Source organism: Pseudothermotoga lettingae TMO, assembly GCF_000017865.1.
Classification (GTDB): Bacteria; Thermotogota; Thermotogae; order Thermotogales; family DSM-5069; genus Pseudothermotoga_B; species Pseudothermotoga_B elfii.
In genome coordinates, this window is sequence record NC_009828.1 from 515,234 (window position 1) to 541,971 (window position 26,738).

At 38.2% G+C, this 26,738-nt stretch carries 27 protein-coding genes; 9 read left to right on the top strand and 18 right to left on the bottom strand.

The features are described from left to right. Window positions 1–21: 21 nt before the first annotated feature. Window positions 22–741: an amino acid ABC transporter permease gene (locus TLET_RS02475; protein WP_012002531.1), complete on the top strand. Its 720-nt coding sequence runs from the start codon at window positions 22–24 to the stop codon at window positions 739–741. After that, complete coding sequence (locus TLET_RS02480) at window positions 738–1,469, top strand: amino acid ABC transporter ATP-binding protein (protein WP_012002532.1); 732 nt, start codon at window positions 738–740, stop codon at window positions 1,467–1,469. Before TLET_RS02475 ends, TLET_RS02480 begins: the two co-directional genes overlap by 4 nt. Here the strand turns inward: TLET_RS02480 and TLET_RS02485 are convergent, their stop codons facing one another. From TLET_RS02485 to TLET_RS02510, 6 genes are read right to left on the bottom strand one after another with little or no spacing between them, the layout of a single operon-like run. After that, complete coding sequence (locus tag TLET_RS02485) at window positions 1,470–2,105, bottom strand: ABC transporter ATP-binding protein (protein WP_012002533.1); 636 nt, start codon at window positions 2,103–2,105, stop codon at window positions 1,470–1,472. Between the two features lie 23 nt (window positions 2,106–2,128). Beyond that, window positions 2,129–3,232 (bottom strand): DNA polymerase III subunit beta, encoded by a 1,104-nt coding sequence (gene dnaN / locus TLET_RS02490; protein WP_012002534.1) that lies wholly within the window; start codon window positions 3,230–3,232, stop codon window positions 2,129–2,131. Beyond that, entirely contained in the window at window positions 3,225–4,136 is a 912-nt protein-coding gene (locus TLET_RS02495) for a hypothetical protein (RefSeq protein ID WP_012002535.1), read from the bottom strand. The genes dnaN and TLET_RS02495 overlap by 8 nt, the downstream gene beginning before the upstream one ends. Beyond that, on the bottom strand, window positions 4,121–5,380 hold the full coding sequence (gene kamA / locus TLET_RS02500) for a lysine 2,3-aminomutase (RefSeq protein ID WP_012002536.1): 1,260 nt from the start codon (window positions 5,378–5,380) through the stop codon (window positions 4,121–4,123). The genes TLET_RS02495 and kamA overlap by 16 nt, the downstream gene beginning before the upstream one ends. An 11-nt stretch (window positions 5,381–5,391) precedes the next feature. Then, window positions 5,392–5,868, bottom strand: a complete 477-nt coding sequence (locus TLET_RS02505; protein ID WP_012002537.1) for a restriction endonuclease — start codon at window positions 5,866–5,868, stop codon at window positions 5,392–5,394. Then, window positions 5,865–6,248: a hypothetical protein gene (locus TLET_RS02510; RefSeq protein ID WP_012002538.1), complete on the bottom strand. Its 384-nt coding sequence runs from the start codon at window positions 6,246–6,248 to the stop codon at window positions 5,865–5,867. The genes TLET_RS02505 and TLET_RS02510 overlap by 4 nt, the downstream gene beginning before the upstream one ends. A 114-nt stretch (window positions 6,249–6,362) precedes the next feature. Here TLET_RS02510 and TLET_RS02515 point away from each other — a divergent pair, with 114 nt between their 5' ends. Genes TLET_RS02515 through murJ form a run of 6 tightly spaced genes read left to right on the top strand, consistent with a single transcriptional unit; the run spans window position 6,363 to window position 13,082 of the window. Next, on the top strand, window positions 6,363–7,502 hold the full coding sequence (locus tag TLET_RS02515) for an LCP family protein (RefSeq protein ID WP_161632316.1): 1,140 nt from the start codon (window positions 6,363–6,365) through the stop codon (window positions 7,500–7,502). Next, entirely contained in the window at window positions 7,499–8,176 is a 678-nt protein-coding gene (gene nfi / locus TLET_RS02520) for an endonuclease V (RefSeq protein WP_012002540.1), read from the top strand. Before TLET_RS02515 ends, nfi begins: the two co-directional genes overlap by 4 nt. Before the next feature lie 12 nt (window positions 8,177–8,188). Continuing rightward, on the top strand, window positions 8,189–9,277 hold the full coding sequence (locus TLET_RS02525) for an iron-containing alcohol dehydrogenase family protein (protein ID WP_012002541.1): 1,089 nt from the start codon (window positions 8,189–8,191) through the stop codon (window positions 9,275–9,277). A 13-nt stretch (window positions 9,278–9,290) separates the two neighbouring features. Then, window positions 9,291–10,439, top strand: a complete 1,149-nt coding sequence (locus tag TLET_RS02530) for a class I SAM-dependent rRNA methyltransferase (protein ID WP_012002542.1) — start codon at window positions 9,291–9,293, stop codon at window positions 10,437–10,439. Continuing rightward, window positions 10,439–11,638, top strand: a complete 1,200-nt coding sequence (locus TLET_RS02535) for a pyridoxal phosphate-dependent aminotransferase (protein ID WP_012002543.1) — start codon at window positions 10,439–10,441, stop codon at window positions 11,636–11,638. Before TLET_RS02530 ends, TLET_RS02535 begins: the two co-directional genes overlap by 1 nt. A gap of 1 nt (window position 11,639) precedes the next feature. Next, window positions 11,640–13,082, top strand: a complete 1,443-nt coding sequence (gene murJ, locus TLET_RS02540; protein ID WP_012002544.1) for a murein biosynthesis integral membrane protein MurJ — start codon at window positions 11,640–11,642, stop codon at window positions 13,080–13,082. Here murJ and amrB read toward each other — a convergent pair. From amrB to TLET_RS02580, 8 genes are read right to left on the bottom strand one after another with little or no spacing between them, the layout of a single operon-like run. Beyond that, complete coding sequence (amrB, locus tag TLET_RS02545) at window positions 13,063–13,902, bottom strand: AmmeMemoRadiSam system protein B (RefSeq protein WP_012002545.1); 840 nt, start codon at window positions 13,900–13,902, stop codon at window positions 13,063–13,065. The two genes, murJ and amrB, sit on opposite strands and share 20 nt — an antisense overlap. Next, window positions 13,899–17,438: a type II secretion system protein GspD gene (locus tag TLET_RS10620; RefSeq protein ID WP_012002546.1), complete on the bottom strand. Its 3,540-nt coding sequence runs from the start codon at window positions 17,436–17,438 to the stop codon at window positions 13,899–13,901. Before TLET_RS10620 ends, amrB begins: the two co-directional genes overlap by 4 nt. Before the next feature lie 12 nt (window positions 17,439–17,450). Further along, complete coding sequence (locus TLET_RS02555) at window positions 17,451–17,918, bottom strand: hypothetical protein (protein ID WP_012002547.1); 468 nt, start codon at window positions 17,916–17,918, stop codon at window positions 17,451–17,453. Next, window positions 17,911–18,378 (bottom strand): hypothetical protein, encoded by a 468-nt coding sequence (locus TLET_RS02560; protein WP_012002548.1) that lies wholly within the window; start codon window positions 18,376–18,378, stop codon window positions 17,911–17,913. The genes TLET_RS02555 and TLET_RS02560 overlap by 8 nt, the downstream gene beginning before the upstream one ends. A 2-nt stretch (window positions 18,379–18,380) precedes the next feature. Then, window positions 18,381–18,959: a hypothetical protein gene (locus TLET_RS02565; protein ID WP_028843408.1), complete on the bottom strand. Its 579-nt coding sequence runs from the start codon at window positions 18,957–18,959 to the stop codon at window positions 18,381–18,383. Continuing rightward, complete coding sequence (locus tag TLET_RS02570) at window positions 18,916–19,911, bottom strand: hypothetical protein (RefSeq protein ID WP_012002550.1); 996 nt, start codon at window positions 19,909–19,911, stop codon at window positions 18,916–18,918. The genes TLET_RS02565 and TLET_RS02570 overlap by 44 nt, the downstream gene beginning before the upstream one ends. Window positions 19,912–19,915: 4 nt before the next feature. Further along, on the bottom strand, window positions 19,916–20,326 hold the full coding sequence (locus tag TLET_RS02575) for a hypothetical protein (RefSeq protein WP_012002551.1): 411 nt from the start codon (window positions 20,324–20,326) through the stop codon (window positions 19,916–19,918). Between the two features lie 4 nt (window positions 20,327–20,330). Beyond that, a complete protein-coding gene (locus tag TLET_RS02580; protein WP_012002552.1) occupies window positions 20,331–21,524 on the bottom strand; it encodes a type II secretion system F family protein in 1,194 nt (397 codons plus the stop codon). 46 nt (window positions 21,525–21,570) lie between these two features. Here TLET_RS02580 and TLET_RS02585 point away from each other — a divergent pair, with 46 nt between their 5' ends. Further along, window positions 21,571–21,804 (top strand): S4 domain-containing protein, encoded by a 234-nt coding sequence (locus TLET_RS02585; protein ID WP_012002553.1) that lies wholly within the window; start codon window positions 21,571–21,573, stop codon window positions 21,802–21,804. Here the strand turns inward: TLET_RS02585 and TLET_RS02590 are convergent. Genes TLET_RS02590 through TLET_RS02605 form a run of 4 tightly spaced genes read right to left on the bottom strand, consistent with a single transcriptional unit; the run spans window position 21,784 to window position 26,686 of the window. Continuing rightward, window positions 21,784–22,497, bottom strand: a complete 714-nt coding sequence (locus tag TLET_RS02590; protein ID WP_012002554.1) for a biotin--[acetyl-CoA-carboxylase] ligase — start codon at window positions 22,495–22,497, stop codon at window positions 21,784–21,786. The two genes, TLET_RS02585 and TLET_RS02590, sit on opposite strands and share 21 nt — an antisense overlap. Further along, window positions 22,494–23,126, bottom strand: a complete 633-nt coding sequence (locus TLET_RS02595; protein WP_012002555.1) for a hypothetical protein — start codon at window positions 23,124–23,126, stop codon at window positions 22,494–22,496. The genes TLET_RS02590 and TLET_RS02595 overlap by 4 nt, the downstream gene beginning before the upstream one ends. Further along, a complete protein-coding gene (locus tag TLET_RS02600; RefSeq protein WP_012002556.1) occupies window positions 23,086–24,372 on the bottom strand; it encodes a glycosyltransferase family 4 protein in 1,287 nt (428 codons plus the stop codon). Before TLET_RS02600 ends, TLET_RS02595 begins: the two co-directional genes overlap by 41 nt. Then, window positions 24,350–26,686, bottom strand: a complete 2,337-nt coding sequence (locus tag TLET_RS02605; protein ID WP_012002557.1) for an efflux RND transporter permease subunit — start codon at window positions 26,684–26,686, stop codon at window positions 24,350–24,352. Before TLET_RS02605 ends, TLET_RS02600 begins: the two co-directional genes overlap by 23 nt. Between the last annotated feature and the right edge of the window lie 52 nt (window positions 26,687–26,738).

Below are 26,738 nucleotides of genomic sequence, written 5' to 3' on the forward strand. Positions count from 1 at the left end.
TCACTTTTGGAGGTGGTAGCAGTGAAAAAAGTTTATGCCATTGCCATGACGGCAGGAGTTATGATTGCAATTTATCTTGCAATTTCCCGGGTCTATCCTTTCGACTGGACAGTTGTTCTGAAATATCGTCGTGTGTTCATAAATGGTTTGGTAATGACTATGAGTTTAAGTGGGTTTTCACTGCTTATTTCATTTGCTGTGGGGATAGTTTTCGCTCTTATGAGAAGGTCAAGTGGTATTTTCAGAGAATTTGCGATACTATACGTTTTTTTCTTCAGGAACACCCCCTTACTTGTTGTGATTTTGCTGACTTACTATGGTCTTGGAAGTATAATTCCATTCGATAGATTCTGGGCGGCTGTGATGGGTTTATCTGCTTTTGAAGGAGCATATATTGCGGAAATTGTAAGATCTGGTCTTGATGCAGTTGATAAAGGCGAACTTGAAGCAGCTTTTTCACTTGGTTTAACAAAATCAGAAGTTTTCTTCTATGTACATTTTCCCCAGGCAATAAGAATTTCCTTGCCAGCACTTATCGGGCAATCTATAAGTCTTGTGAAAGACAGTTCGTTAGCCTCTGTGATAGCGCTTGCCGAATTAACCATGACGGGCAGGCAGGTTGGTACACAAACACTCGCTTCTTTTGAAAGTTACTTGACTATAGCTGTTTTTTATGTGGCGGTTACAAGCATTTTGTCTTTGATTGGGCACTGGCTTGAAAGGAGGCTTGCTATACCGTGAGTTTATTGAAGGTTGTTGATGTTCACAAATCTTTTGGAAATACAAAGGTGCTAAACGGTGTTTCCTTGCAAGTGGATAAGAGTGAAATAGTTGTAATAATGGGGCCTTCTGGTGCTGGTAAATCTACGCTTTTGAGAATTATGAATTATTTAGTAAAACCAGATGAAGGATATATCCTCTTCAAGGGCGAAAAACTTTCAGATGATATGAGAGTTCTCAGGCAGATAAGATCTCAAATAGGTTTTGTTTTTCAGCATTTTAATCTATTCAGACATTTAACAGTCGTGCAGAATGTTATGCTGGGTTTATTGAGAGTTAAAAAACTTTCTAAAAGTGAAGCTTATGATTTGGCCATGAACTGCCTTGAAATGGTTGGTTTGTCTGACAAGGCGCGGAGTTATCCATCACAACTGTCAGGAGGGCAGAAGCAAAGAGTTGCTATAGCAAGAGCACTTGCAATGAAACCGGATTTGATTCTTTTTGATGAACCAACATCAGCTTTAGATCCAACTCTTGTCAATGAAGTACATCAGGTTATGAAAAAATTAGCAGCGGATGGTCACACGATGGTCGTGGTGACGCATGAAATAGGGTTTGCGAGGAATGTCGCAACGAGAATTGTTTATATGGAGAATGGAGTAATAATCGAAGAGGGAAATCCAGTTGACTTTTTCACTTGCCCCCACACGACAAATGTGAGAGATTTTCTTTCAAGTGTTTACACGTGATTATGTAAGATCTTTTAGTACCTGATCCGTGCTGCCATAAAGCAGCACTTTGCCTTTTTCCAGCACAACAACAGAATCGGCTATTTCCCTTACTTCTTTTTCGCTGTGAGTGCTCAAGATGATTGAAGTCCCCTGATTTCTCATCCCGCTGAGTATCTCAATAAGAGCCATTTTTGCTTCTCTATCAAGACCTGTTGTCGGTTCATCCAGTATCAATAATTCTGGTTTTCCTATGAGTGCGATTGCTATCATAAGTCTTTGTTTCATACCCTTGGAGAGAGTTCTTGCTGGTTTTTTTGCAGGGGATATAGAAAATTTCTGAATTATCTCCGATGGGTCAACTCTGACTTTCCTGAGAGTTGAAAAATGCCTTATATTTTCTACCGCACTCAGCTCTTCTATCAAAAATGAGGTTTCTGGAACAAATGCCATAATCTGGCGTAATTTTCGATAATCTCTTAAGATATCCAGCCCGTTTATGCTTATTGTTCCTCCATCCGGTTTTAGAATTGTTGCAAATATTCTTAACAAGGTAGATTTTCCTGCGGCATTCAACCCCAGAATAGCCACACTATTTGCACAAACATGAAATGAAACACTGTCAAGCGCTTTTCTCGCTGAAAAAGATTTATTCACTCTTTCACACAATATCTCCATGTTCAAACAATTCTTATCGGCATTATGATATACAAATATCCTTCAACATTTAGCGGATTGATCTGCAATGGGCTTGTGCTGTCGACAAAGTTAAGTTCGACTTCTTCTGTGTGGACATGTCTCATAGCTTCGAGCAAGAAAAGAGGGTTGAAGGCAATTGTTATATCTTCTCCTTCTTTTTTTATGGGAATTTCCTCATTTACCTCACCATAATCGGGGCTTCGACTGCTTAAGATCAATGTGTCTTCAGATATTTCAAGTCGAACTGATTCGCTTCCTCGTTTTGCAATGACCATTGTTCTTTTCAGAGCCTCAGATATTTCATCTCTTGGCAGAACAACTTTGCTCTTAAATGCCTTTGGTAGAACTTTTCTGTAGTCTGGAAAATCTATTTCTACCACTCTCATAACGGTTTCTATATCCTTGGTGTTCAGCGACAAGCGTTTTCCATCGTATCTTATAGTGATTTCTGAATCGAGGCAGCTTTCAACAATACTCTGCAGTTCTTTCATACTCTTCAGGGATATCAGAAAACTCGATTCTGATTGCGCATTTAATCTTTCTTCACTTAGTGCAAGCCTGAAGCCATCAGAAGCCACCAGCCTGAGAAAGCCATTGCCAATTTCCCAGAAGACCCCATTTAGATTTCTCATAAATTCATCCTTAGCAGCACAGAAAGTAACTCTCTCAATCATGTCGTTTATTGTTTTTGCATCCAGCATTAGAGTATTGCCTTCGGTGGTGAGTGAAATTTCTGGAAAATCTCCTGGGTCCATTGTCGGCAGGCGGAACTTGCTCCGTCCGCACTCTAAAGTCATCAGATTAGATGAGAATTCTAAGAGGACCTCTTCTTCGTTTGGCAAAGTTCTGACTATCTCATAAACAGTCTTTGCATCTACCGCAAACTTTCCTTCCCCATCTGCTTCAGATTCCATACGTGCTTTAACGCCAGTCTCCAGATCTGTAGCATGCAGAAAAGTTCCATCATGAGATATATCAAACAGAATACAGGCCATAATGGGTTTGATAGTTTTGGAAGGAATTGTTTTTGAGACGATCGAGATCTTACTGGTGAATTCCCCAACATTTGTTTTTAACCTAACCATCGTTATCCCTCCTGTGAGTGACATAGAGTATATCAACTGCCTTATAACCAAACGATTCCAATGTTTTACAGATTCGGATTTCGAGATCCGGCCTGTTGAAAAAATTCAAATAAATTCCTCTCACAAAAAGCTTTCTCATAGTATATATATTATCAAATTTTGAGGCAATACCGAAAAAGCTGAATGGATTCAGTAAACAGATTCTGATATCTCTCAATCTTTCAACAATTTCTTCTGTGATCACACCGGGCACAAAAATCCATTCGTATTTTTCGATGGTTTTTAAATCGTTCAGAAGTGATGAACCAAGATCTTTTACTTTGCCATCTGATGTTAATCCGCAAACAGTGTGTTTGTTTTCAAATAGCTTTTTTATCTGAAATGGAGCTAGTGGTATCATTAAAGATGAAAGTATGCGTTCGATAAATTTTTGCAACTCGACTGTGTTACTGTGATTACTTGTCCCTATAACTATGGCAATTTCTGCGTTATCTGCGAACCCGGCATGAACGATCCTGTCCAGTGCGCCATCAACGATGATGCTGTCAAATTCTTTCCTTTTCTGAATTGAAGAAATTACACTGGTATTTGCTCCAGCTATTACGACTTTTGATTCTACAAGGGCTCTGGCGAGGAAAACCGCCCCGGCTAATGGGTTATCTTCAAGCAATTCTAATAATTCAAAGTGAGAACCTTGAAGAAATTTTTCACAACTAACAACATATGTTCCCGCTGGTATTTGAATTGAAGGTTTTGGCACATTACTAAGTGTGTCAAGATTTTCCCCATCAAGCCCTATACTTGCGATGCAAGCATTTTTCATTTGCTTTAGCAAATGCTTAACAACTGTCGTCTTGCCCGCATTCTTGGTGTTGCCAATCACGTAGACTATTCTCTGTGCCAATTTTTTATCCTCCGAATTCTGTCGGCTGACTCTGGTATTAAATATCTTCTCTCGCCACTCAGCAATGAAGCGATCCCATCTGTGCTTTTTCTTTCCTCTTCTAAGTAATTGTCATTACATTCACTTTTGTAATTGCGTGGCTCGTGGTAGACAAATATTCCTCCTTCGTAATTTCTCAGAACAACTTTACCTTCACCCATTGAGATAAGATATTGAGGCTCCACGGGTATTTTTCCTCCACCACCAGGTGCATCTATAACGTAAGTTGGCACTGCAAATCCAGAGGTGTGCCCTCTGAGGTATTCGATTATTTCTATGCCTTTAGCCACAGTTGTTCTAAAATGTGAAAGGCCCCGCGATAGATCGCACTGATATATATAGTAAGGTCTTACACGATTTTTGACCAGTTCATGGACCAGTTTTTTCATGATTTGTGGGCAATCGTTGATACCTCTGAGTAAAACGCTCTGATTACCAAGGGGAATACCCGCATCTGCGAGCATGGAAAGAGCCCTGCGTGATTGAGGTGTAATTTCTTTTGGATGATTGAAATGTGTGTTCAACCAGATTGGATGGTACTTTTTCAGCATACTGGTCAATTCTTCTGTTATTCTCATTGGTAAAACCACAGGTACGCGGGTACCAATTCGTATGATTTCGACGTGTTCTATTTCTCTGATACGGCTTATTATGTTTTCTAATTTCTCTGTCGATAAAGTCAGAGGATCTCCGCCTGAGAGAAGTACATCTCTTATACGTTTGTTTTGCTTTATGTAATCAATAGCGCTGTTTAGAAGTTCGTCTGATAATGGAGAATCTGTTTCGCCTGCGAATCTTCTCCTGGTGCAATGCCTGCAGTACATCGAGCATTGATCAGTTATCAGTAGTAAAACGCGATCTGGATATCGATGTGTTAACCCCTTAACAGGAGAATCGACATCCTCGTGAAGGGGATCAATCATCTCTTCCTGTGAAATGTTAAGTTCTTTTGCAGTTGGAATTGCCTGCATTCGTATAGGGCATCTTGGGTTCTCCGGGTCCATCAGTGTAGCATAGTAGGGAGTTATTGCCATTCTCAAAAATTTCAGCGAATGTCTCACTCCTTCTCTTTCCTGGTCGGTTAGATTGACAACTTCTTGAAGAACATCAAGATTCATTATCCTGTTTCTCAATTGCCATTTCCAGTCGTTCCACTCATCTTCAGTAACATTCTTCCATAAAGAAATTTCCCTGAAATCTCTCATTTACTACCACCTCACAGAAATGTTTTCTTGCCATTCAACATGCTTTCAATATCGTTTTTTCCAATCAATATAACTTTTTTGACAAAAGTTTTTTTCTCTATTTCTTGTGCGAATTTCTTCAATGATTGTGGTATTTCTCCATTTGTTACTACGCCTATTCTATCTACTCCGTAGATGGCAGCGGCTACAAGTGCCTCTTCAAGAGCTTTCAATGTAATAGGATTAGAATAATATTTAATCTGAATAGCATACGAAACTTTCCTTTTTTTGATTATTAAATCTGCTCCAAAATCATGAGAACCCTTTGTTAAGGTTGATCGATATCCTGCATTTTTAAATACCTCAGCGATGAACTTTTCGAATTCCCACCCATCGCTGAAGCCAGTTTTCCACTTTTCTTTCAAAATGGTCGATTTTTTTCTTCTTTTAAAAGCATATAATAGCAAAAGGCACAAAAGCAAAATCAGTGTTATCCATATTAAAATCAAAGGAATCTTTCCTCCTGAACAAATTTTATTCGGTGTAATTTTTTTGTCTTGGACAATTTATTCAAGGCTTTTTGAGCATGCGGAGTAATTTCGGAGCAGTAAAGCTTTATTAACCTGGTATTTGATAAGAGAGCCATTACAACAGCTTTTTTAACATCTGCAAAATTCAGCGAATTTTCACATATCAAAACTATCTTTTTTTGAAAAGATTTTCTGTAAAGACCTATCCACGTTTTACCGGATTTAACACCTGCACAGCACTTCCAGCCAGAGTTTATAAGTGACTCACGAATGTTTTTTTCAGAAGATACAGGTTTTTTTGCTATTTTTACAAGAAGTATACTGATTATTATAAAAACAAGTATCTTAACCCAGAACATATTTTCACTCCACAATTAGACATTGTACAACGCCAGGTGATAAAATTATCTCTGGAGGTGCAGATTCTGAGAAAACCAACCTTCATACTTTTGATCGTGGCTGTGGTTATGAGCTTGAGCTTTCTCTTGTTTGCAATTTTCTTCTCCCAGAGAATTTTAACAGATTTGTTTTTCAAAAAAATAGAGGTAAATCCTTACTGTTTGCTTGTGGTTGGGACAGATGCTGTGATTGAAAGGACTGTTAGAACTGATGTAATAATGGTTGTTATCATAGACCATGAGAAAGGAAATGTTCTTTTAACCAATATACCACGAGATCTGCTTATTGGAGATGGTAAGATAAATGCAAAATACGAAAAAACCGGCATATCTGGATTGAAAGATACGGTCTCAGATCTCCTGAATCTTGAAATACACGGGTATGCGGTTATTGATTATGATGTTTTCAAGTTTTTAGGAGATAGTCTGGGACCGATCGAGATACAGATCCAGGAACCTATGAAATACGTTGATTCTGTTCAGAATTTGAATATCGATTTTCAACCAGGAACATATCTCATGAATGGTGAGCAATTGCTTGCTTACATAAGATACAGACGTGGTTCGATGGGAGATATATCAAGAATAGAGAGACAAAAAGAAGTCCTGCTTAAATTGATTGACAGGGCAAGAACTCTCGATTTGGCAAAAATGGTCTCGATATTTTCTCATGTATACAGGAATGTAACCACAGATGTTGGTATGGGAGAAATGGCATATTTGTTTTCCAGGCTGAAGAAAAAAATGAACATGAGTTTTTTGTCATTTCCGTATAAACTGGATAGTGATGGAAATGTAATTATCGATTCGCAGAAATTGGAAAGTTATAGAAATTCAATTATTACTCAGAATTTATCTGAGGATGTAAAAATACCAAAAATCCTTATAATCAATTGCTCAACAAATAAAACAAGGGGATTTCTGGTTCGCTTGGAAGAACTGTGGAATTCCAAAGTGGGGTTTTTACCACATCAAATTGTCTGGGAAGATATAGGCGTCAATTATTCAAAAAATACTGTTTTTGTTCTTAACAAAGCTATGAAAACGGAAATTACGAAGGTTGTTGAGGCTGTTTATCCGGAAATTACTTTTGATGTTAAGATAATTTCGCTAACAAGCGGCATGGATGAATATTTAGGCATTATTAAAAAAATGTCAGATAGCAGGATTTATCCGAGTTTTCCATTCGATGCGCTTGTGGTGGTGGTCAGGTGAAAGAACTTCATAAATGGAATCTGTCGCCAAAAGAGGCTATTGAAGAACAGAAAAAACTTGTCGAACTTCTGGAAAGATCTTCGATAAAAAAAGTTGATTTGGTAGCAGGAGTTGATCTGTCTTTTCCAAAAGAAGATCAAGGATGTGCAGTGATAGTTGTTTTGAATTTCCCAACTCTGAAAATTGTTGATTATGTAACTGAAGTGTCAAATATTTCATTTCCATATATACCAGGCCTGCTTGCTTTTCGTGAAGGACCAGTTTTTCTGAGAGCGTGGGAAAAATTGAAAATAAGACCAGATGTAGTTATGTTTGACGGGCAAGGCATTGCTCATCCCCGTCGAATAGGTATAGCGGCTCACATGGGGTTGTTTATTAACCTGCCAACTATTGGAGTGGCAAAGTCCCATCTTTATGGAACATACAAACAGCCGGGGAAACATAAAGGAGAGTACGAGTTCATTTACGACGAAAGCGAGATAATAGGTGCTGTTATCAGAACTAAAAACAACTGTAAACCGGTTTTTGTTTCTCCCGGTCACAAATGTGATGTTCAGTCTGCTATCGAGCTTGTTTTATCGTGTTGTGTCGGTTACAGGTTGCCTGAACCTACGAGAATTGCTCATCTTATTTCTCAAAAACAACGAGTAAAAGAGAAAGGGTTTAGTTCTTAGGAGGTGATCTGAATGTGGCAATATTTTATGCCCACAAAGGTAATTTTTTCAAAGAATGTACTGGAAAAAAACATTGATTTGTTCAAGAATTTTGGATCGAAAGCTCTGATAATTACCGGAAAGCATTCATCTAAAAAGAATGGATCTTTGCAAGATTTAGAAAAATCTCTTCAATCTGCTGGTGTTTATTATGAAATCTACGATAAAATTGAAGAAAATCCAACATACTCTCTTATACGTGAAGCAGTGTATTCGCTTCGAGATCGTAATTTCGATTTCATAATAGGTCTTGGTGGTGGTAGCCCGCTTGATTCTGCAAAGGCCATAGCGGTGCTTTTAAAAAACAAAGATATGAACGTGGAAGATCTTTACAACGCATCAAAATACGAACAATCACTTCCAATATGTGCAATTCCTACTACTTCCGGTACGGGAAGTGAGGTGACGCAGTACTCAGTATTGACGGATGATAGTGGTTATAAAAAAGGGTTTGCTCATCTTTCTATTTTTCCTGCGCTCGCCTTGATCGATCCGATTTATACAATAAGTATGAATGCTTCTCTGACCAGATCAACTGGTCTGGATGCACTGTGCCATGCTGTAGAGGGGTTTGTCTCGAAACGAGCCACACCTGTTTCTGATCTGTACGCAGTGCGGGCAATGGAATTGATAAAGGAAAATTTACCAAAGGCTCTGGAAAATCCTGAAGATTTAGGCGCCAGGGAAAATATGGCGTGTGCATCCTGCTTGGCCGGAATGGTCATAAGCCAGACCAGCACGACTCTTGCCCATGTTTTGGGATATCCTTTGAGTACTTTCAAGGGTATAAGGCATGGTGACGCTACAGCGCTGTTTCTTGATTCAATAGTTAACCAAGCTGAAAAAGAAATTCCTGAAAAGATTGCAACAATTAAAAAGATTTTCACAGATATTGGTGAATTTATCGCATCAGTTGGTCTGAAGGTGTCAGTTCAAATAACAGACGAAGAGCTTGAATCGTGGGTAAATAGAGCCAAACAGGCTGCTCACAATCAATGGACAAGAGGTATTTTTGATGAAAAATTGCTGAGGCATTTGTATGAAAGGGTGAAAAAAGATTAGCGCTCAGGTAATATTGAATAAATTTAAAAGAAATCACCATCCATGGATATACAAAAACGAGATAATGACTATCAAGGGTGATTTCGAAGACGGTCAGATTGTGGACGTATTTTTGAAAAGCGGTCAATTCTTTGCCCGTGGTTATATAAATACGAAATCAAAAATAACTGTTCGCATTCTAACATTCGAGCCAAAAACAATTGAACAGATTTTGCAGAGCAGAATAGAGCAGGCTATTCACAGACGCCGTTTCCTTCTAAAGTATGAACAAGCTTGCAGGCTTATTTACAGCGAATCTGATTGGCTTGCAGGTTTAATTGTTGATAAATTCGGACCTTACCTTGTTATTCAAATAAACACACTTGGCATGGAGAAATTGAAAGAACTCTCAGTGAAAATCCTATTACAGCAGGTAGAGGTGTCAGGTATCTACGAAAAATCGGATTCACCTGCACGATTAAAAGAAGGCCTGGAAAAACGAAGTGGCTGGATTTATGGAAATGGTCCGGAAATAATTTATTACAGATCAAATGGCCTTACTCTGGCATCTGATCTCAAAGGCCAAAAAACAGGGGCTTTCCTGGATCAGAGATTAAATGCCAGGGCTCTTTTTCCATACGCTGAAGGCAAAAAGTGCGTAGATGTTTTTTCTTACACAGGGAACTTTGCCTTGCATCTGTTGAAATATGGTGCCAAGCATGTAAAATTGATTGATTATTCTCAGAGATCGTTGCAAATAGCTGATCAATTGATGAAATTGAATGGTTTTGAAGGACGATACGATCTGATATGTGCCAATGCGTTCGATTGGTTGAAAAGAGAAACATCGCTCACAGAGCAATACGATCTCATTGTACTTGATCCTCCGTCTTTTGCAAAAACATCCTCTGCAAAAGAGTCAGCAGAACGTGGCCATAAAGAGGTTAATCTCCGTGCAATCAAGCTCTTGAAAAAACCTGGTCTGCTGGTGAGTTCCTCGTGTACGCAAATACTGTCTGCTTTTGATTTTGAAAGAGTTATGCAATCGGTGGCGAGTGATTGCAAGGTTAATTTAAGGATTGCTTACAGAGGTGGTCAACCTGAGGATCACCCTATTTTACTTGGAGTGCCAGAGACAGAATATCTGAAATTTTATATATTTGAAGCCTGGAGGCGAGATTGATGAGAATTTCGGAAAGATCAAAAAAGGCGCCGGCGAGTCCCATAAGAAAATTAGTGCCATTTGCCGAGGAAGCTGTAAAAAAAGGTAAAAAAATCTATTATTTAAACATAGGTCAACCTGATATACCAACACCTTCAATTTATTTTCAGTATGAGGAAAAACACAGACCCCAGATTGTAGCTTATACACACTCAGCAGGTCTTCTGCCACTGAGGGAGGCTTTTACAAAATATTACGCCAGATTCGATATAGATGTTTTCCCGGATGAAATCATCGTTACCAATGGTGGAAGTGAAGCTGTCCTGTTCGCTATGACAGTCGTGGCGGATCCGGGAGATGAAATACTTGTTCTGGAGCCGTTCTATGCCAATTACGCTGGATTTGCTGCTCAACTTGGTATCAATCTTGTTCCAGTTAGAACTCGCCCGGAGGATGGATATCAAATACCAAAGATGGGTGATTTTCTGGAGAAAATCAGTCACAGGACTAAAGCAATCATTTTTTCCAATCCCTGCAATCCTACGGGGGCTGTTTACGATGAAAAACAACTTGAAGTTATTGCTGAAGTTGCTTTGAAGAGAGATTTGTTTGTGATTTCAGACGAGGTTTATAGAGAATTCACTTTTGATGGTTTTAGGGCCATATCTATGATGAGTTTTTCTAATATTTCTGACAAAGTCATAGTTGTTGACAGTATTTCTAAAAGATATAGTGCCTGCGGCGCGCGGATTGGTACATTTATTACCAAGAATAAAGATATATATCAAGCAGCTATGAAACTGGCTCAGGCGAGACTCTGTCCTGCTATGACATCTCAATACGGTACTATTGGTCTTCTGACGCTTGACGATTTGTATTATTCACAAATGAGAAAAGAGTATGAAATGAGAAGAGATGTTGTTTACGAAGAACTTCAGCGCATTGATGGAGCAGTCTTCAAGAAACCTCACGGGGCTTTTTATATTTCGGTGAAACTTCCAATCGACAATTCTGAAGATTTTGTGAAATTTATGTTGACGGAGTATGAGGTTGAAGGAAAAACGACAATGGTGGCACCTCTCAGTGGATTTTATGTAACACCATCTACGGGGATGAGTGAGATCAGAATAGCGTATGTTCTGGAACGCGAACAACTGAGGGATGCAGTTGCAATTTTGACTTCAGGTTTGAAAACTTACATAGAGAGAAGAAATAAATAAAATGCCGCAGATATTTCAATACGGGATTCTTTTCTCCTTGGCTACTCTAATATCCCGCGTAACCGGTTTGATTAGAGATGTACTTCTTGCGCACAAATTCGGCGCGGGAGTTGAATTTGATTCATATGTGATTGCCATTTCTTTTCCTTTTTTGCTCAGGCGCGCCTTTGCTGAAGGGGCTATGACCTCGGCTTTCGTACCGCTTTACAACGATCGTGGAAAGAGCAATGAGTTTGCTTCTGCCGTTATAACGAGCATAGGTATAGTTACCATTTCTCTGACAGTTTTTGTAGAGATTTATCCAAAGATAGTACCGATATTACTATCGAGCGGGGCATCGCAGGAAGTCCGACTACTTACATCATCATTATCTCGCTTTAGCATGCCTTTCGTTGTTTTTATATTTCTCTGGGCGGTATTATATGCAATTCAAAATTCGCATAATAAGTTTTTCATTCCTGCTCTCTCTCCTATGCTGATGAATTTTGGGGTAATCCTCGGAACCCTGATGTCTGATCTTTTTGAACCGGCAGTACTCGGTCCGACGATTGGGTTTACTGTTGGAGGAGCATTAATGTTTGTCAGCCTGATACCCGGTGCAAGAAAATCCGGATTTAGATACAAACCAACCTTCAAAGGTACAGGAGATTTTCTGAGACTCTTTTTTCCAGCATTACTGGCTATGACAGTTTCGGAATTTAACGTTTTGATAGATATAAACGTTGCTTCTTTACTCGGCCCTGGCGGTGTTTCGGCAATGCAGTATGCGAACAGATTCTATCAATTACCTTTTGGAGTTTTTGGTGTTGCTATGGCTACTGTTGTTTTGCCGGTGATATCAAATGAGATGCAAAACTCAAAGAAGTACACCTCTGAATCCATTAGATTATCACTCTTTTTAACAGTGCCTTCGGCGGTAGGTTTGATGGCTTTAAGTGAAAGATTAATATCGCTGGTTTACCAGCATGGGGCTTTTACATACGAAGATACTATCAAAACAAGCGCGGTTCTGTTTTACTATTCTATAGGGTTACCTTTTTATTCTATTATGGCCGTTCTTTCGCGTGTTTGTCATGCAAAAAAAGATATGAGAACACCTTTTATTGCAACAGTCATTTCTTTTATCGTAAACAGCGTTCTGGATTTTGTTCTCGGTTTGACTATGAATATAATTGGAATTGCTCTGGCAACTTCATTAGCGGGACTCTGTGGAATGATCTATCTTGCCTTTAGAATAAAGCCCACTATCGATTGGAAACATATAGCAAAAATTTTGGTTGCTTCGAGTGCTATGGGAATAATTATTATGATCATATCTTTGTTTGGATCGTCACACATGTTGACTTTGTTGCTCGTTTTACTTGGGATGGTTATTTATGTGATTTTCTGTAAATTGCTCAATTTACCTGAATTGAATGAATTTTTTAGATTGATTCGCAAATGAAACTGGCATAGCCAACTACCTGACTTCTTTCTCCAGTGACATCACCACTTGTTGCATGTTTTAGCAGTCTTGGTAAACCAAAATGTTTCATGAACAGAAAACTTGTCACGACAGATAAACCACACATTGTTACCTTCTCTTTTGCTACTACGGAATAAAGTCCTGTGGGATCTTTTGTTAGAATTTTATCTATCACCATTTGGTCTTTCTTTACGGTTATTTCATCACTTTCGTAGTGATTAAAATCTGTTGTGAAAACAAATAACGTCGAAGGGAAATTTTCTGCAATGTGGTCAAGCGCTATAGCTATTTTTTCACAACTTTTTATGAATATGGGAAACACTGCGATAGGTAATATTTGAAAATCGTCAAACAAATACTGCAAAAAAGGCAATTGGACTTCTATGGAGTGTTCGCTTATGTGTGATTTAAAATCAGCGTTTGCTTCATCGCAGTACTGTAGAAATATCTCGGCTGCATCTGTTGAAACATGGAGCTCTCCAAATGGAGTGACCCAGGTTCCTCTATTGTAAACACCTATGGGTCGTCCGTAACCTGTGTGATTTGGACCAACCAGAACCACAAGTTCTGGTTTTCCCAATTTACTTATTTCAGCATAAGCATGTGCTGCAACGGGACCGCTGTAGATATAACCTGCATGAGGAACAATCACAGAACTATGTTTTTTCAAAGGCTGATCAGGTTTATCTGGAATATGCCCAGGACCAAGCGAAGATGTAAAGGCCTCTTCAATAGAAAATTTTAATCTTTCAGGAGAAGCAGGATAAAAACTTCCTGCTGCGACAGCGGTTCTCCTCATTGTTCAATCACCCTCGCTGTTATGAAAATAAGTAATTCTCTCTTATCGGCCTTTTCAGTTTTGCTCCTGAATAACTGTCCAATGAAGGGTAAGTCACCAAGAAATGGCATTTTTGCGCTTGTTTCTTCTTTTGTTTCTCTCATCAAGCCGCCGATTACCAATGTATCGCCATTTTTGAGTATCACATCAGTTTCTGTTTCTCGCGTGCTCTCGCCAGGAATGTCTATATTTGGATAATAAGTTGGCTTGCTAACTTTTGTAAAAATGTTCAATTCAATTGTGCCATCTGTACGAACATATGGAGTTATTCTCAGTTCTATACCTGTATCCAGGAAATTAACTATAACATTACCATCAGCATCAATAGTCTGGTATGGAACTCTGTCCCCAATAAGGATTCTTGCTTCTTTTCCACTACTTGTAACTATTCTTGGGCTTGCCAGCAAGTTGTCTAAATTGTTTGAGTTATTTAATTCAAAAACAGCTGTTACAGATGCGCCGGAAAGATAAGAGAAGAGTTTCTGATAGTCAAAAAGATTTATTACAGATGTGCTAAGGCTGAGCGATGTACTGCTTACAGTTATCTCTGGAGCCTGTCCGGGTAAAGAAATACTCAAAGAGTTTTGCCTGGTAATTTCATCTATAAGAGATCTGTCCACCAGTTTTGCCTCGATTTCAATTTGTTTAAGCGGTTGTGCAATCTGCAGAATTGTCTGATCAAGCTGGTCTTTCATTTTTTTACTCAAACCAGTAACCACCATCAAATCATTTAATTCGTCAATATAGACTTTCCCACCGTAAAATTCGATCAGTGACTTTATTCTGTCGAGATTATGGGGAAGAGTATATACAAATTTTTCTTCAGTCGTCGTATCAGTAACGGACCTGGGTTTTATGAGGACCGTAACATTATCGCTTTCTAAAAAGGCATAACCATACTGGCTTTGTATCAGATCTGTGAATTGTTTCCAGTTTATTGAGGAAACGTTCATCGTTATTTTTTCTTCGGGTACAGCGATAAATACCATTGAAATATTCAATTCTCTGGCAATTTCTGATATTACTTCTCTGAGAGAAATTTCGTTGCACTTCACAGCTATACTTCCATCTTCATTTTTTGATATTTTAACCGGTTGAGTCTCAACTTTTGCAAGCTCAGATTTCTGTTGAACAATTTCCTGAAAGTTTTTATAGTTGTTTATTGCATCCTGAACATCTTCTTCGTATCCAGATATCACTACAACCCCAAGGTTTGGATAGGCACTGAGTTTCGATGTATTTCCAATCGATTGTAAAAAGCCAGTGAATTCCTCAAAAGGTACTTTTTCACTGTATTCGATTACTTTTACTGTGATCTTTTTTTCTGTTTCCGAAACCTTTGGAAGATTTGCTATAAGCTCTTGCAAAATTTTCTCTGCATTTTCTACAGACTGCTTATCGGCCCATAAAACCATAGTTTGACCTGCTGTTAAAACTTCAACTTTTGTCAATTTATTGAGGACTTCCACTAATTCCTGTACAGAAAAACCTTCAGGTATTTGTGTTATTCTGTAAACTTTACTTGGTTTTTCGCTTAATTGACCGCTCAGTTGAGATAAAAATTTCTCTGCTTGCTCGATTTTTGCTTTTTCTCCGCTGAGAATATAAAATAGGTCAGTTTTTTCCACATCAACTTCATAGAGTTTTGTGAGAAGCAGTTTTATGTCGTCAAAATTGATTGTTTCTAGCGCGGGAACCAGCTTCGTGTCTTTCTCGATTTTTAAAGATGAGATAGTTTCAGTAATTTTCTTAATTTCAGCAGCTGCTTTGTTAAGGTCCTCTTTATTGTATGAACTTATTAGGATTCTTCGCAGCGATTTCAGGTTTGCTTCAAATTTCACATCAAGTGTACTTTCCATAAGGGTTTTCAACTCAGAATAGACATCATCATCCAGTTGTACTTCAAGACTTCTGATCGTTCTGTCTTTTACAAAGGTAGCAATGAAATTCCTTGCTTTATTGAGATCTTCATCTGTACCAACCACCTTCAGTACATTTTGAACACTGTTGCTTTCGATTCCATAAATTTGCTTTAGAATGTCAGATACCTGGCTGGCTACTTCGTAGTCATTCAGGAAAAAGATCTCCGACTTTTTTCTACTCATGAGAAACTTGACGAAATCATCTGAAATATCCCTTGCGCTTTTTCTTATATCTTCGGGGGCAAAAACGATAATACCGTTGTCCTCAGATTTGATAAATCGAGAAGCTGGTATTCCAAAAATGTTGCTGAGTATTGAAATTAAGCTTTCTTGAAACTTTTCTGGAATAAAAATGTGCTCGTATTCAGCTTTGAAAAAACCAAAATCATTGAGAATACTTTCAGCTATTTTTAGCTGTGAATCCGATCCCTTGACTTCTATCACGCCAAAAGGCATTTTTACTGTTTCAAGACCTATCTGGGAGAGAATTTCAGTAGCTTCCTCTGGATAAACAACTTTGAACTGTTTAATTTTAGTTTGGACCACAGGGGTTGATTCCTCGGTTGATTTACTTATTTGCTGAAACTTTGTCTCAAGTTCTTTTATGTAGCTGAGAACGCTTTGGACAATTTTCGAATCGCCTTTGATGATGATTTTATTGAGTCCCTCAATTGAATTATATTCAAAATTGTAAATATTTCTTAGAGAATCAAGAAGTTTGAAAACATCGTCTTTTGGGACAGATATAGTGATTTCTTTTGTAATAGATGGTGGAGTTACTGACAGAATCTTTGATATTAAATCTTGCTCAAATAAGCTGCCATACACGAACAATACAGCTTTGTTTGGCAGGTAAGTCATAACGGTTGTCGGAGAAAGGATTGTTTCGAGTTTTTTAACTACTTCTTCATTCTTCACATCATAAATGCCCCAGAACTGGTTAAAGCGAAAAGATATTTCGTTTCTGGTGCCTATATGTAATGTCCCATCCGGCATATAACTGTATGCAATGGGTTCATCTCCAACCTTAGCTGTTATCAGAAGATTTCTCAGAGCATCTTCTGGTGAAATACCGGACAATTTTAATGCCATTTTGATTGATTTCACAGAATCAGATACGACCACATTCAAATTCATCTCTTCCGCCAGAAATTTGACAGCCGTCTCAAAATCACTTTCTGATGTTAAGACTAAGTCTATGCGTTTCTCAGAAACAGGAAATTTAACCTGTAATGTTTGTTGTGAAATATCTATTTTTGCATCAACCGGTATTAAAAGCTGGAAAATCAGCAAAGTTCCCTGGTAAGTACCGATGGCTCTCAGAGAGTCAACAGGTCCATAGGCGATGGGAAGGAAAAAAGGTGTGTTCAAAAGCTCTGTTCCCTTCAAATGCACCGAAATGACTGCATTTGATGCACTTTTTTCCACGAAGATATCTGCTTTGTTGAAAGGTTCGCTGGATTGAATCTGAAAGATTACCTCATTTTGTTGATAAACAGGCAATATACTGTTTATTTCGGCAGCAAATAGGAAAATTGATATCAAAAGTAACAGCACTGTCCATATCTTTTTCATAAAAACCCCTCCTCACCTTATTGCGAGTATACTCCCCGTTCTTAAATCTAAAACTGCAACAGCAAAACTGGTTATGTGTATTGGCAAATATCTGCCATCAAGAACATCATCAAGAGAAACTTTAAGAACATTTTTGTCTCTCGCTAACAATATGAATTGCTCCTTATCTCCTCTGGCATATCCAGCAAAGGTATAACCCTGAAGATTGCTCATTGAAGAAAGCATTTGTGTTGTGAGTTCTTCCACATTGAATTTGAGCAAATATGGTTCGAAAAAATCAATGTTGTTGAAATCCGTTTTTATGTAACCCACTATTTCTTCTAACTGCTGATCTGTCAACCTTCTTCTGAGCGGTTCTATTTGCTGCTGAGATTCCTGAGCCGTTTGACGAGGCGTTTTATCGTAGAAGAGCAGAAAATACAGAGCCACTATCCAGACAGCAGTTGCCAGAATCAACAATCCTATCAATCGCTTACTCATTAAGCATCACACCCGAAAAGATCATTTTCACCTCTATATAAGGTTGTTGTTCCATATTGCTTATTGACACTGGTATCTGCAAATTGTTTGTCAGACTCACAGATGTTACATTTATATTTGCAGAATCCAGTATCTTTTCCAGTATGGCTCTGGTGGTTTCAGACGACCATACCCCGTATAAAGAATAGCTTTCATCTTTTTCGATTTTGAAACTCCCCCCTACTTGCTTGACAGTGTTCTCGATCTCCTCAAGCTTTATTCTTGGTTTTAACAGGGCTTCGAGTTTAAGGAGATACTCTCTTTTCAGAGAAACGTCTTTATCAAGTTCAGTAAGCCTCACAAGCTCACTATCTGCTTTTTTCAGCACTGCGTTGAATTTCAGATAATCATATATATCAAAATACGCGGCACAGACCACAAATGCAAGAACGGCTATCAAAATTGCCATTTTTCTTGGCACAGTTATCGCCTGCCTTCAACAGTTACTTTTGTCAATCTTTTGGATAAGAAATCCATAGAAGTATCGTACTCTACAGATTTGCTTACTGTGTACCCAAGCTCGATCAATTTTTGTGATATGCGATCGACTGCTGGTGAAAAACCATTCTGGTACAATTCGTAGATCGTTAATTTCATTGAACCGTCAAATTTCAGTTCTGAGAGCATCATCCAGTTTGATGATGATTTGCTCCAGAGGTTAAATACCTCTTTTATAGGATGGGTCCCATTCGTATATCTGATCAGATGAGATTCTATCTGATTTATAGTATTTTGCAGCTTCCTTCCAAGCAAAAAGAGGGAACGGTTTTCAGACGCGATATCATCTACCTGTTTTTCAAGCGAAGAGACAGTCAAGTCTAAATTGTACTTGCTCAGAATCTGATGATGCTGTGCTTCTAAGGAGGCGAGTGCAGATTGTTTATAAAACTCACTTGTAAATCTAACAGCAATCACAGGTAAAATCAGAGATACCAGAAGAATCAAAAACGATGATAGTTTAAGAATCTGTTTTTTGTGTCTGTACAAGTTTATTTTTTCCAAACTCAGCACCACCCCTTATAAAAATTCCCAGTGCACCAAGTCCAACTTTATCTGGATTTACAGATAATTTTACATTTTCAATCTTGTTTTGGAACGAATCTATTGAATTGAATATTTTTACACTCTGTTCCGTAAGAATTGGCGGGTCGAAAAGCAGATAGAATTTAGATATTTCTCTTATAGAAGTACCTGGTAAGATAGTGTTTAACAAAAATATAGTTTCTCTCTCAACGGTATAAGGCAAATCTACGAGAACCGATTCTATTATAGAGTCAGCGCTCGTGTTGTCTTTTAGAATGGCGGGATTATTCATGAAGTCCTCAGCCGTGATTCCTGTTTCCTCACGCAAAATATCAAGTATTTCCCAGCTTGAGTATGTGAATGTTCTCACACCAATTGGTGTTTGAGCCATGAATAATATTATCGCACCATAATCAGGTGCTAACACAATTAAAGTTGTTATTGAACTGTTTTTGATTTCTACTAATTCGAGATATTTAAAAATATCAGGCAGCATCACATCGGGTTCTGGAAAGCCAGCACTGACAACTTTCGTTATAGCTTCATTTACATCCCGCTGTTTTGCCACTATAACAAGAGCCTTGTTTAACGGATTTCTTATCGGTTCCACAACAATTTCTTGAGCTGAAAGGTTCAATAATCTTGAAATTTCAGTTTTTGTGTAATCTCTTTCATCTTTCATCTTGAGCCCACCTGGTATGTCAATTGTGAAAAACAGAAGGTTTTCGCTTGGAAAATTTACTGCTACAATGTCTTCAACATCGGAATTAACTTTTTTTGCAAGTTGTTCGAGAATTTTCGATGTATCTTCCCCCTGCTGATAAAATTTATCTAATAAAGTCAGAACGCCTCTTGATTTTCTCCCTCGGATAACTTCAACATATCTTTTGGTTATATCTATCGCCGTGATCATTTTATGAAAGATTTGCAAAATCTCACCTCTCTTCCCTGATATTCACTTTCACTACAGCCGGTGGAAAGGTGATGGTCCAGCTGCCTAAATCAATGCTTCCTGCATTTGAAACACATATCGGGCTCAGTTCAATTGCGTTATTGTTTCTGGTGTTAAACTCAACTGTATTTTTGAAATCAAGGCTCAGTATTTTTGTCTCTTTTTCGTCTATTCGTATAGTCTTTATTATAAGTTTTTTGGTGCCACTGGTATTATTGATGACAACCTGCCCCGGGATTTCTCTGCGCACCCATTCCAGAGCTTTAAAGACGGCGCACTTGATATAGTAAGGTTGTATGTGTTGAGTGATTCTGTCAATTACCGACATTATTGGTAAGACTGTTGACAGGAATACAGCAACAAGTAGAAGATTAAATACCATCTTCAGCAGCATCTTTTCACCTTCCAATAGTTTGCTGTAGTTGGAAAATAGTGTTGTACATCGTAAAAGCCATGAACGCGATAAACCCACCTACACCGGCTATTAGCATTGGTTCAACCAGTGAAACCAATTTCTTAACCCCTATTCTGACCTGTTCTTCATAAAAATCTGCAACTTTTGCAAGTACTTCTTCCAATTTTCCTGTCTCTTCGCCGGTTCCCACAAGTTCGTAAACTATCTGGGGAAAAATCGTTGCTTCGATCATTGCCTGCCGCAAACTGGCCCCTTCTTTTACTCTCTCACTAACTATTTTACTTTTTTTGACCATCTTTGGGCTATTCGAAGCTGCGGCAGACATTTCTATAGCTTTTGTCAAAAGAACGCCACTACCTGTCAGAACAGAAAGAGTCCTGCAAAACCGTTCAACCGACATCATTTTTCTCAATTTGGCTGCTGGAGGAAACAATCCCGCAAAAAAATCCTTGGCATAATTGCCATATTTAGTCTTCATGAACAACACAAATCCCAGAATCACCGTCAATAGAACTATAATGGTGCTCAACCAATGAGTGCTGAGGTATTTGTTGACTCCCATAAGAAAACCTATTATTCCGGAAGAGGGTATACTTCCAAAAGCACCTATCAATCTTGGGAGTATGTAAAACGATATTACGAATATCACACCAATTGCAAATACTAAGACAAACATAGGATAAGCCATAGCAGATTTTACTTCATCCTGAAGTCGTTTTGAAGATTCATAAAACTCAGCGGCTTTATCAAGAGTTTTATCCAGTACGCCACCTTCTTCACCGGCAGAGACCAGATTGATGAAGATTGAATCAAAAACCCCTTCGTTTCTGAGAGCTTCAGAAAATGACGAACCGGTTTCTAAGGACACAACAAGGTGGTTTATAATTTTTCTGAATCGCGAAGAAAAAACAACTTGATTCGAAAGTATAGAAAGGGCATCTTTTATCCTGACACCTGCTCCCACCATCGTGGCCAATTGCCTTGAAAAAACTACCAGCTCACTCAGAGATACATTAAGAAGTTCCCGACTCTTCCTTGAGGAAACCTGCTGGACATTTAGGACCACGTACTGCCTCTTTTTCAGAAGATCTATTATTTGCGATTCGTTATCTGCTTCAAGAACACCCTTAACTTTTTTTCCACTTTTCTCGACAGCAATATATTTGTAGAAAGCCATTTGCATCCTCCTTTTTATTGAGTATACTACAAGATGGTGATGCATTATGAGAATAGATAAATATTTAAAAACTACAAAACTTATAAAAAGAAGAACGATTGCTCAACAAATGCTAAAGCACGAGAAAATTTTTGTGAATGGCAGAGCTGTAAAGGCTTCATATGAAATCAAAACAAACGATATTGTGACAATAATTCATCCGCTCAGGAGAATTGTGGTAAGAGTGGTCTCCGATTCTGAATACGAAATAATCAACCAGTCAAACATCGAGAATCTCTAACGAGCTGATCTCAATCTTTTTTCCATCAATTTCTATGAGAAGGGATTCTTCAAGAATTTTCAAAAGCTTTCCGCTCTGTATTATATTGCTTTTTATAAAAGAAATGACCTGTCCTTCTTTCTGGATCATGTACTTTTTCCAGAGGCGTGTTGCTATTTCTGGTTTTTTCGAATATCGTCTGATCATTCCATCGATTTGTCTGAGGATCATTTTAAGAATTATTTTCGGATCATATATTTGTCCGGTTATCTGATAAAGTGAAATAGCTTTGTTTGAAAGTTCCTGTGGAATATTATTATTTACATTTATACCTATTCCCGTTATGATGGCTTTTGGAATGTTTTCATCAAAAACAGATTCAGTAAGAATACCGGCAAGTTTTTTACCATTGATATATATATCATTTGGCCATTTTATTCTCGCTTCAACCTTCAATGCTTGCAATGCTTTTATAACAGAGAGTGAACACACTTTTGTGAAAAATGCCGGACGAAGCGATTTTCTTGGCTTGAAAAGTATGGAAAACCATAAACCGCCCTGCGGCGACAACCAGTTTCTATTGTATCTGCCCCTTCCATTGGTTTGCATCTCCGCAACAACTGCGGTACCATGCGATAAAGTTCTCCAGTTTTCTTTCAGAAAATCATTTGTTGAAGGCAAAATCGCGGTCCAGATTATTTTTTCACCTATCATGTGTAAAGCAACACTTTCCACAACAAACTTATTAGAATGCCGCTTGCAGGACTTATCCACCATGTATGGTCTGCCTTTTTCACAAACACCAGTCGATATAAAAAGGCTATAACAATCGATATCACAACAAAAAGTGGTTTGGAAGCAAGAAGAAATATAAAAATTGCCAGTCGTTCTGATATACCGTCAACATCTGGTAGAAATTCCTTGGCCGGATAGAAATTTCTGAAAAGATATGTAACACCGACTGATACAGCACTCATACCCAAGAGATAGAGAACGAATTCTGGTGTTAGGTAAGATTGGCTTAATGTGTCAAAGCAAAGAGTGTTTATGATTATTGCTAAAAGTATACCTGCCGCTTCTATCAGGTCAACTATTCTTTTGTTTTTTTGATACATCTTCACTCGTCCAATATCCAAAAATGCGTGCAGAGATACAAAAACAATAAGGAGTGCTATTCCTGAAGGAGATTTCAGGAGTGTATCGAATGTAAAAGCCAGAATAGCCAGAACTGACCAGAGAATATGACCGATCAGTTTCGAGCCTTTATAGGTCCTTATCTTCGCATTGTTTGTGAATGCGTGGTCAGCGACGATGTGTCCTAACAGCACGTTTAATGGCAGCACGCCTCGCACCTCCGTTTGATGTACTTTCGAATATCTTAGCAGAGATTCCTCTCATTTTTTCAACCATCAATTCAAGCCATATATTAGATTTGAAATCACTGAAGCAAGCACCTTCCTCAACAGCAGTTTCATAAATTTTCTCTATGAGTTTTGCCTTAGAATCTATTGACCAGTAGTGAAGGATATATTTCTTACCTTCTAAACGAAGCTTTTCCGCAAGACCTTCATCACTCAGGATTTGTTCAACTTTTTCAACGAACTCCGTTGTGCTGGCTTCTTTTGTTAGAAGGGCCCCTTTTCCTTCTTTTAAAACATCTGCTATGCCCATTTTAGCAACTGCTACGACAGGTGTTGAAGCAGCAAGAGCTTCGAGCACCACCAATCCTTGTGTCTCGGTTTGAGAACCAAAAACGAAAAGGTCTGCCTGTCGATAGTAGTTCGCGAGTTCTGTTCTTGGCATATATCCTGTGAAAATCACTCTGTGATCGACTTTAATGTCTTTTGCCAGTTGTTGTAATGCATTTCTTTCAGGACCATCGCCGACAACTATCAGGTGCACGTCGTAATTTTTTTCCAGTAAAATTTTGAAAACTCTTAGAATAAAAGTGACATTTTTCTCTTTTGCCAACCTTCCAACAAATAAGAGTACTTTTGATTTTGGCTGGATAGAGTGTCGCTTTTTTATGTCAAAGTCGTTTGGTTTTTCAAATAATTCGACATCAATTCCTGTTGGGACGACATGTACAGGTTTAGTTACACCATATCTCAATAATTCGAGTTTGATTTTTTCAGTGGGGGCTATCACCTGGTTTGTCATATTGCAAAACCATGAAGAAAACTCTTCCACGCTTTTTGCCGACGGCGTGAGCGGTCTGGGAATGTAATGTCTGTATTCAACAAGCAGTGTATGGTAGGTGTGGACATGCGGAAGAAAAAGTCTTCTCTGGACTATCAATGCCCGAAAACCAAGAGCAAATGGTGCATGGCTATGAATTACATCTATTTGCTTTTTTTTAACAAAATCGATTATGGGTAAAATTCTCCCACTGCTTGGTATAATGTGGTTCTTTTCCCACTTAAACTGAATTCCTCCTAGTACCAGGACAGTTTCATCTTTTGGACCAATTGGAGAAACTATGTAAACTTCATGCCCCATGCGCTCAAGCGCCCGTTTGTATAAATAAACTGAAGTTGCCACTCCATTAGTTTGTGGTAAATAAGAATCAGTGAACATCGCTATCTTCAAATTGGTCACCACCTTTAAGAAGGTAACCAGCTGTAAAGACTGTTATCAACCATGATGCAGATAAACCTATCCCCATCAATATTCCAAATTCCTGTAATAGTTTCCCTTCTGCCAGCGAGAAACTTCCAAATGCTGCAACTGTTGTAAAAGTACAGAAAGTTATTGATTTCAATGTTCTTGAAATTAATTCTCTCGAGTTGCTTTCTGAAATATGTTTGATGTGTATCATTCCATCAACTCCAATTCCAACCAATATCGGTATGAGCAACAGTGTCATGAAAGAAGCGTGAATTTCAAGTACATACCCTATACCGAACGCAATCACAACAGCAGCCATCACACAAGCGAGAATTACAGCACTCATCTTTAATGATTTTGTATCTATCAAAAGCATTACCAGAACACCTGCTGAAACCAGAAGTGCTATCCAATATATAGTTCCCCTCATATCGTTCATCACACTATAAAGTATTGTAGGATATCCATATGATTGGACATTATTTTCTTTGAAAAAGTTGAAAACCCTTTTAATCCTGTTTTCTTTATATAAATCCTCCGTTGTGTCGGTATAGAGAACATATTTTGTAACACCATCTTTTTCATAAAAGAGCATGGGGACATCTTTTTTTAGTTCGTTTATTACATCCTGCAGATTTTTGGAATTTTTTGCCATTGACAACATTTCTAATATCTGGCGGTAGACACCAACTTTCTTGAAAACTGCTGTGAGAACTGGGTTGTTCACAATCTGAAACAGATCAGAATAAACGCTCGGTAACTTATCGATGTTTTCATACGATGCATATTCTAAAATGCTCATCATAGAAAGAGGAGTGGTCATGAAACCGGAATTTTTGATCAAATTGCTGATTCTTTCGAGTTCTTCAAGATTGTCAGCTATTACGCAGATTTCACCAAAACCAACCTTTTGAAAACTCTTTTTCACCTCTGAAAAAGCTATGGAAGATTCCGATTTTTCCGAGACCAGGCCTGAAGGGGTATACCAGTAGTTTTTCAAATTTATTATTCCAAGTGGTAAAAACACAACAATTGCACCTATAGCAATGAACCTCAAAATTTTTCTTGTCCTACCAGCCACAAGGAAGGAAAAATCAAACCTTCGGTTTTTTCCTTTCTCCTTAAATTTTGGCTTAATAATTATCAACAGCGCCGGAAGGAAAAAGAGCATGGTTGAGAAAAAAGAAACAACGCCAACAATTGAAAAAATACTCATTTGCATGAATGGTTTTGAAAGACCAAAGAACATAGATGAAAAAGCTCCTATAGTTGTCATCAAAGCAGCAAGAGCAGGTCTGAAAAATTCCTTTACAGAAGCGACTATAGATTTTTCTTCAATTTTTCCTGATAGAGAGTGAGAGGTTATTTTGGTGATCATGTGGATTCCATAATCTATACCAAGCCCCAATATCATTGCATTCACGAAAGAAGTGACTATATTGATTTCACCAGAAAATAACTTGACAATTCCAAGGGTTATACACATAGCAATTGCCATAGATATCATCAGGAAAATCAATATCCATAGGCTTCCATAACCAAAGTAAATCAAAAGGCAGATTCCTATAAATGATATCGAAGTGGTTAGGAAAAAGTCTTTTTTGACCTGTTCGTTCGATTCATAGACTCCCACAGCCGTTCCAGTGAAAAGAAATCTCACTCCAGTTTCTTTCGTTACCTGGTTGGCTATTTTTTTCAGGTTCTGTATAGCATTACTCACGTTACCAACATCTATGATGTTATCCTTCAGAACGAAATTTATAACCATGACACGATTGTCGGGTGAAAGCATTGTATATTGATCTATTCCCTGTTGAGAAATATACTCTTCCAGCAGCTGCTGAGCAGTGGAGAAAGATGTTATTACTTTTCTCCATTCAGAAAAATCAAGCATATTCTCAACACTGAGGTTCAATGTATCAGACACGGTTTTCAATCCAGTAGAATCGATCGCAAGAAAACCATATTTGATGAACAGTTCAGGATTATCGAGTTTCATAGTTTCAATTATGTGATCGGTATTTTCGAATCTGTCTTTCAAAATTTGTAATGCTGCCTTTGTTTTTTGAATGTTTTTATCAGTATAAGCAATAACAGTTAGCGTGTTTGAAGATAACTTTTCAGCAAGAAAATCTATCTGCTCTGTGTAAAAGCTGTTCCCCTGAGGGGCCAGTCCAGCAAGGTCGGAATTGATAGTTAGATTTGTTATACCAAAATAACCAAGAAAAATAGCGGCAGCAATAAATATCAGTACAATCGGTATACGATATTTGACTATAAACTCACCAAGAAACAACGTCTCACCACCAATAACACAATTATAAATGCTGATGTACGAATTAAATGCA

Coding starts and splice junctions, on each gene's coding strand:
- TLET_RS02585 (WP_012002553.1), top strand. CDS start 21,571: ATGAGAATAGATAAATATTTAAAAACTACAAAACTTATAAAAAGAAGA.
- TLET_RS02590 (WP_012002554.1), bottom strand. CDS start 22,497: ATGATAGGTGAAAAAATAATCTGGACCGCGATTTTGCCTTCAACAAAT.
- TLET_RS02555 (WP_012002547.1), bottom strand. CDS start 17,918: ATGAGTAAGCGATTGATAGGATTGTTGATTCTGGCAACTGCTGTCTGG.
- dnaN (WP_012002534.1), bottom strand. CDS start 3,232: ATGGTTAGGTTAAAAACAAATGTTGGGGAATTCACCAGTAAGATCTCG.
- TLET_RS02525 (WP_012002541.1), top strand. CDS start 8,189: ATGTGGCAATATTTTATGCCCACAAAGGTAATTTTTTCAAAGAATGTA.
- kamA (WP_012002536.1), bottom strand. CDS start 5,380: ATGAGAGATTTCAGGGAAATTTCTTTATGGAAGAATGTTACTGAAGAT.
- amrB (WP_012002545.1), bottom strand. CDS start 13,902: ATGAGGAGAACCGCTGTCGCAGCAGGAAGTTTTTATCCTGCTTCTCCT.
- murJ (WP_012002544.1), top strand. CDS start 11,640: ATGCCGCAGATATTTCAATACGGGATTCTTTTCTCCTTGGCTACTCTA.
- TLET_RS02575 (WP_012002551.1), bottom strand. CDS start 20,326: ATGCTGCTGAAGATGGTATTTAATCTTCTACTTGTTGCTGTATTCCTG.
- TLET_RS10620 (WP_012002546.1), bottom strand. CDS start 17,438: ATGAAAAAGATATGGACAGTGCTGTTACTTTTGATATCAATTTTCCTA.
- TLET_RS02580 (WP_012002552.1), bottom strand. CDS start 21,524: ATGGCTTTCTACAAATATATTGCTGTCGAGAAAAGTGGAAAAAAAGTT.
- TLET_RS02510 (WP_012002538.1), bottom strand. CDS start 6,248: ATGTTCTGGGTTAAGATACTTGTTTTTATAATAATCAGTATACTTCTT.
- TLET_RS02535 (WP_012002543.1), top strand. CDS start 10,439: ATGAGAATTTCGGAAAGATCAAAAAAGGCGCCGGCGAGTCCCATAAGA.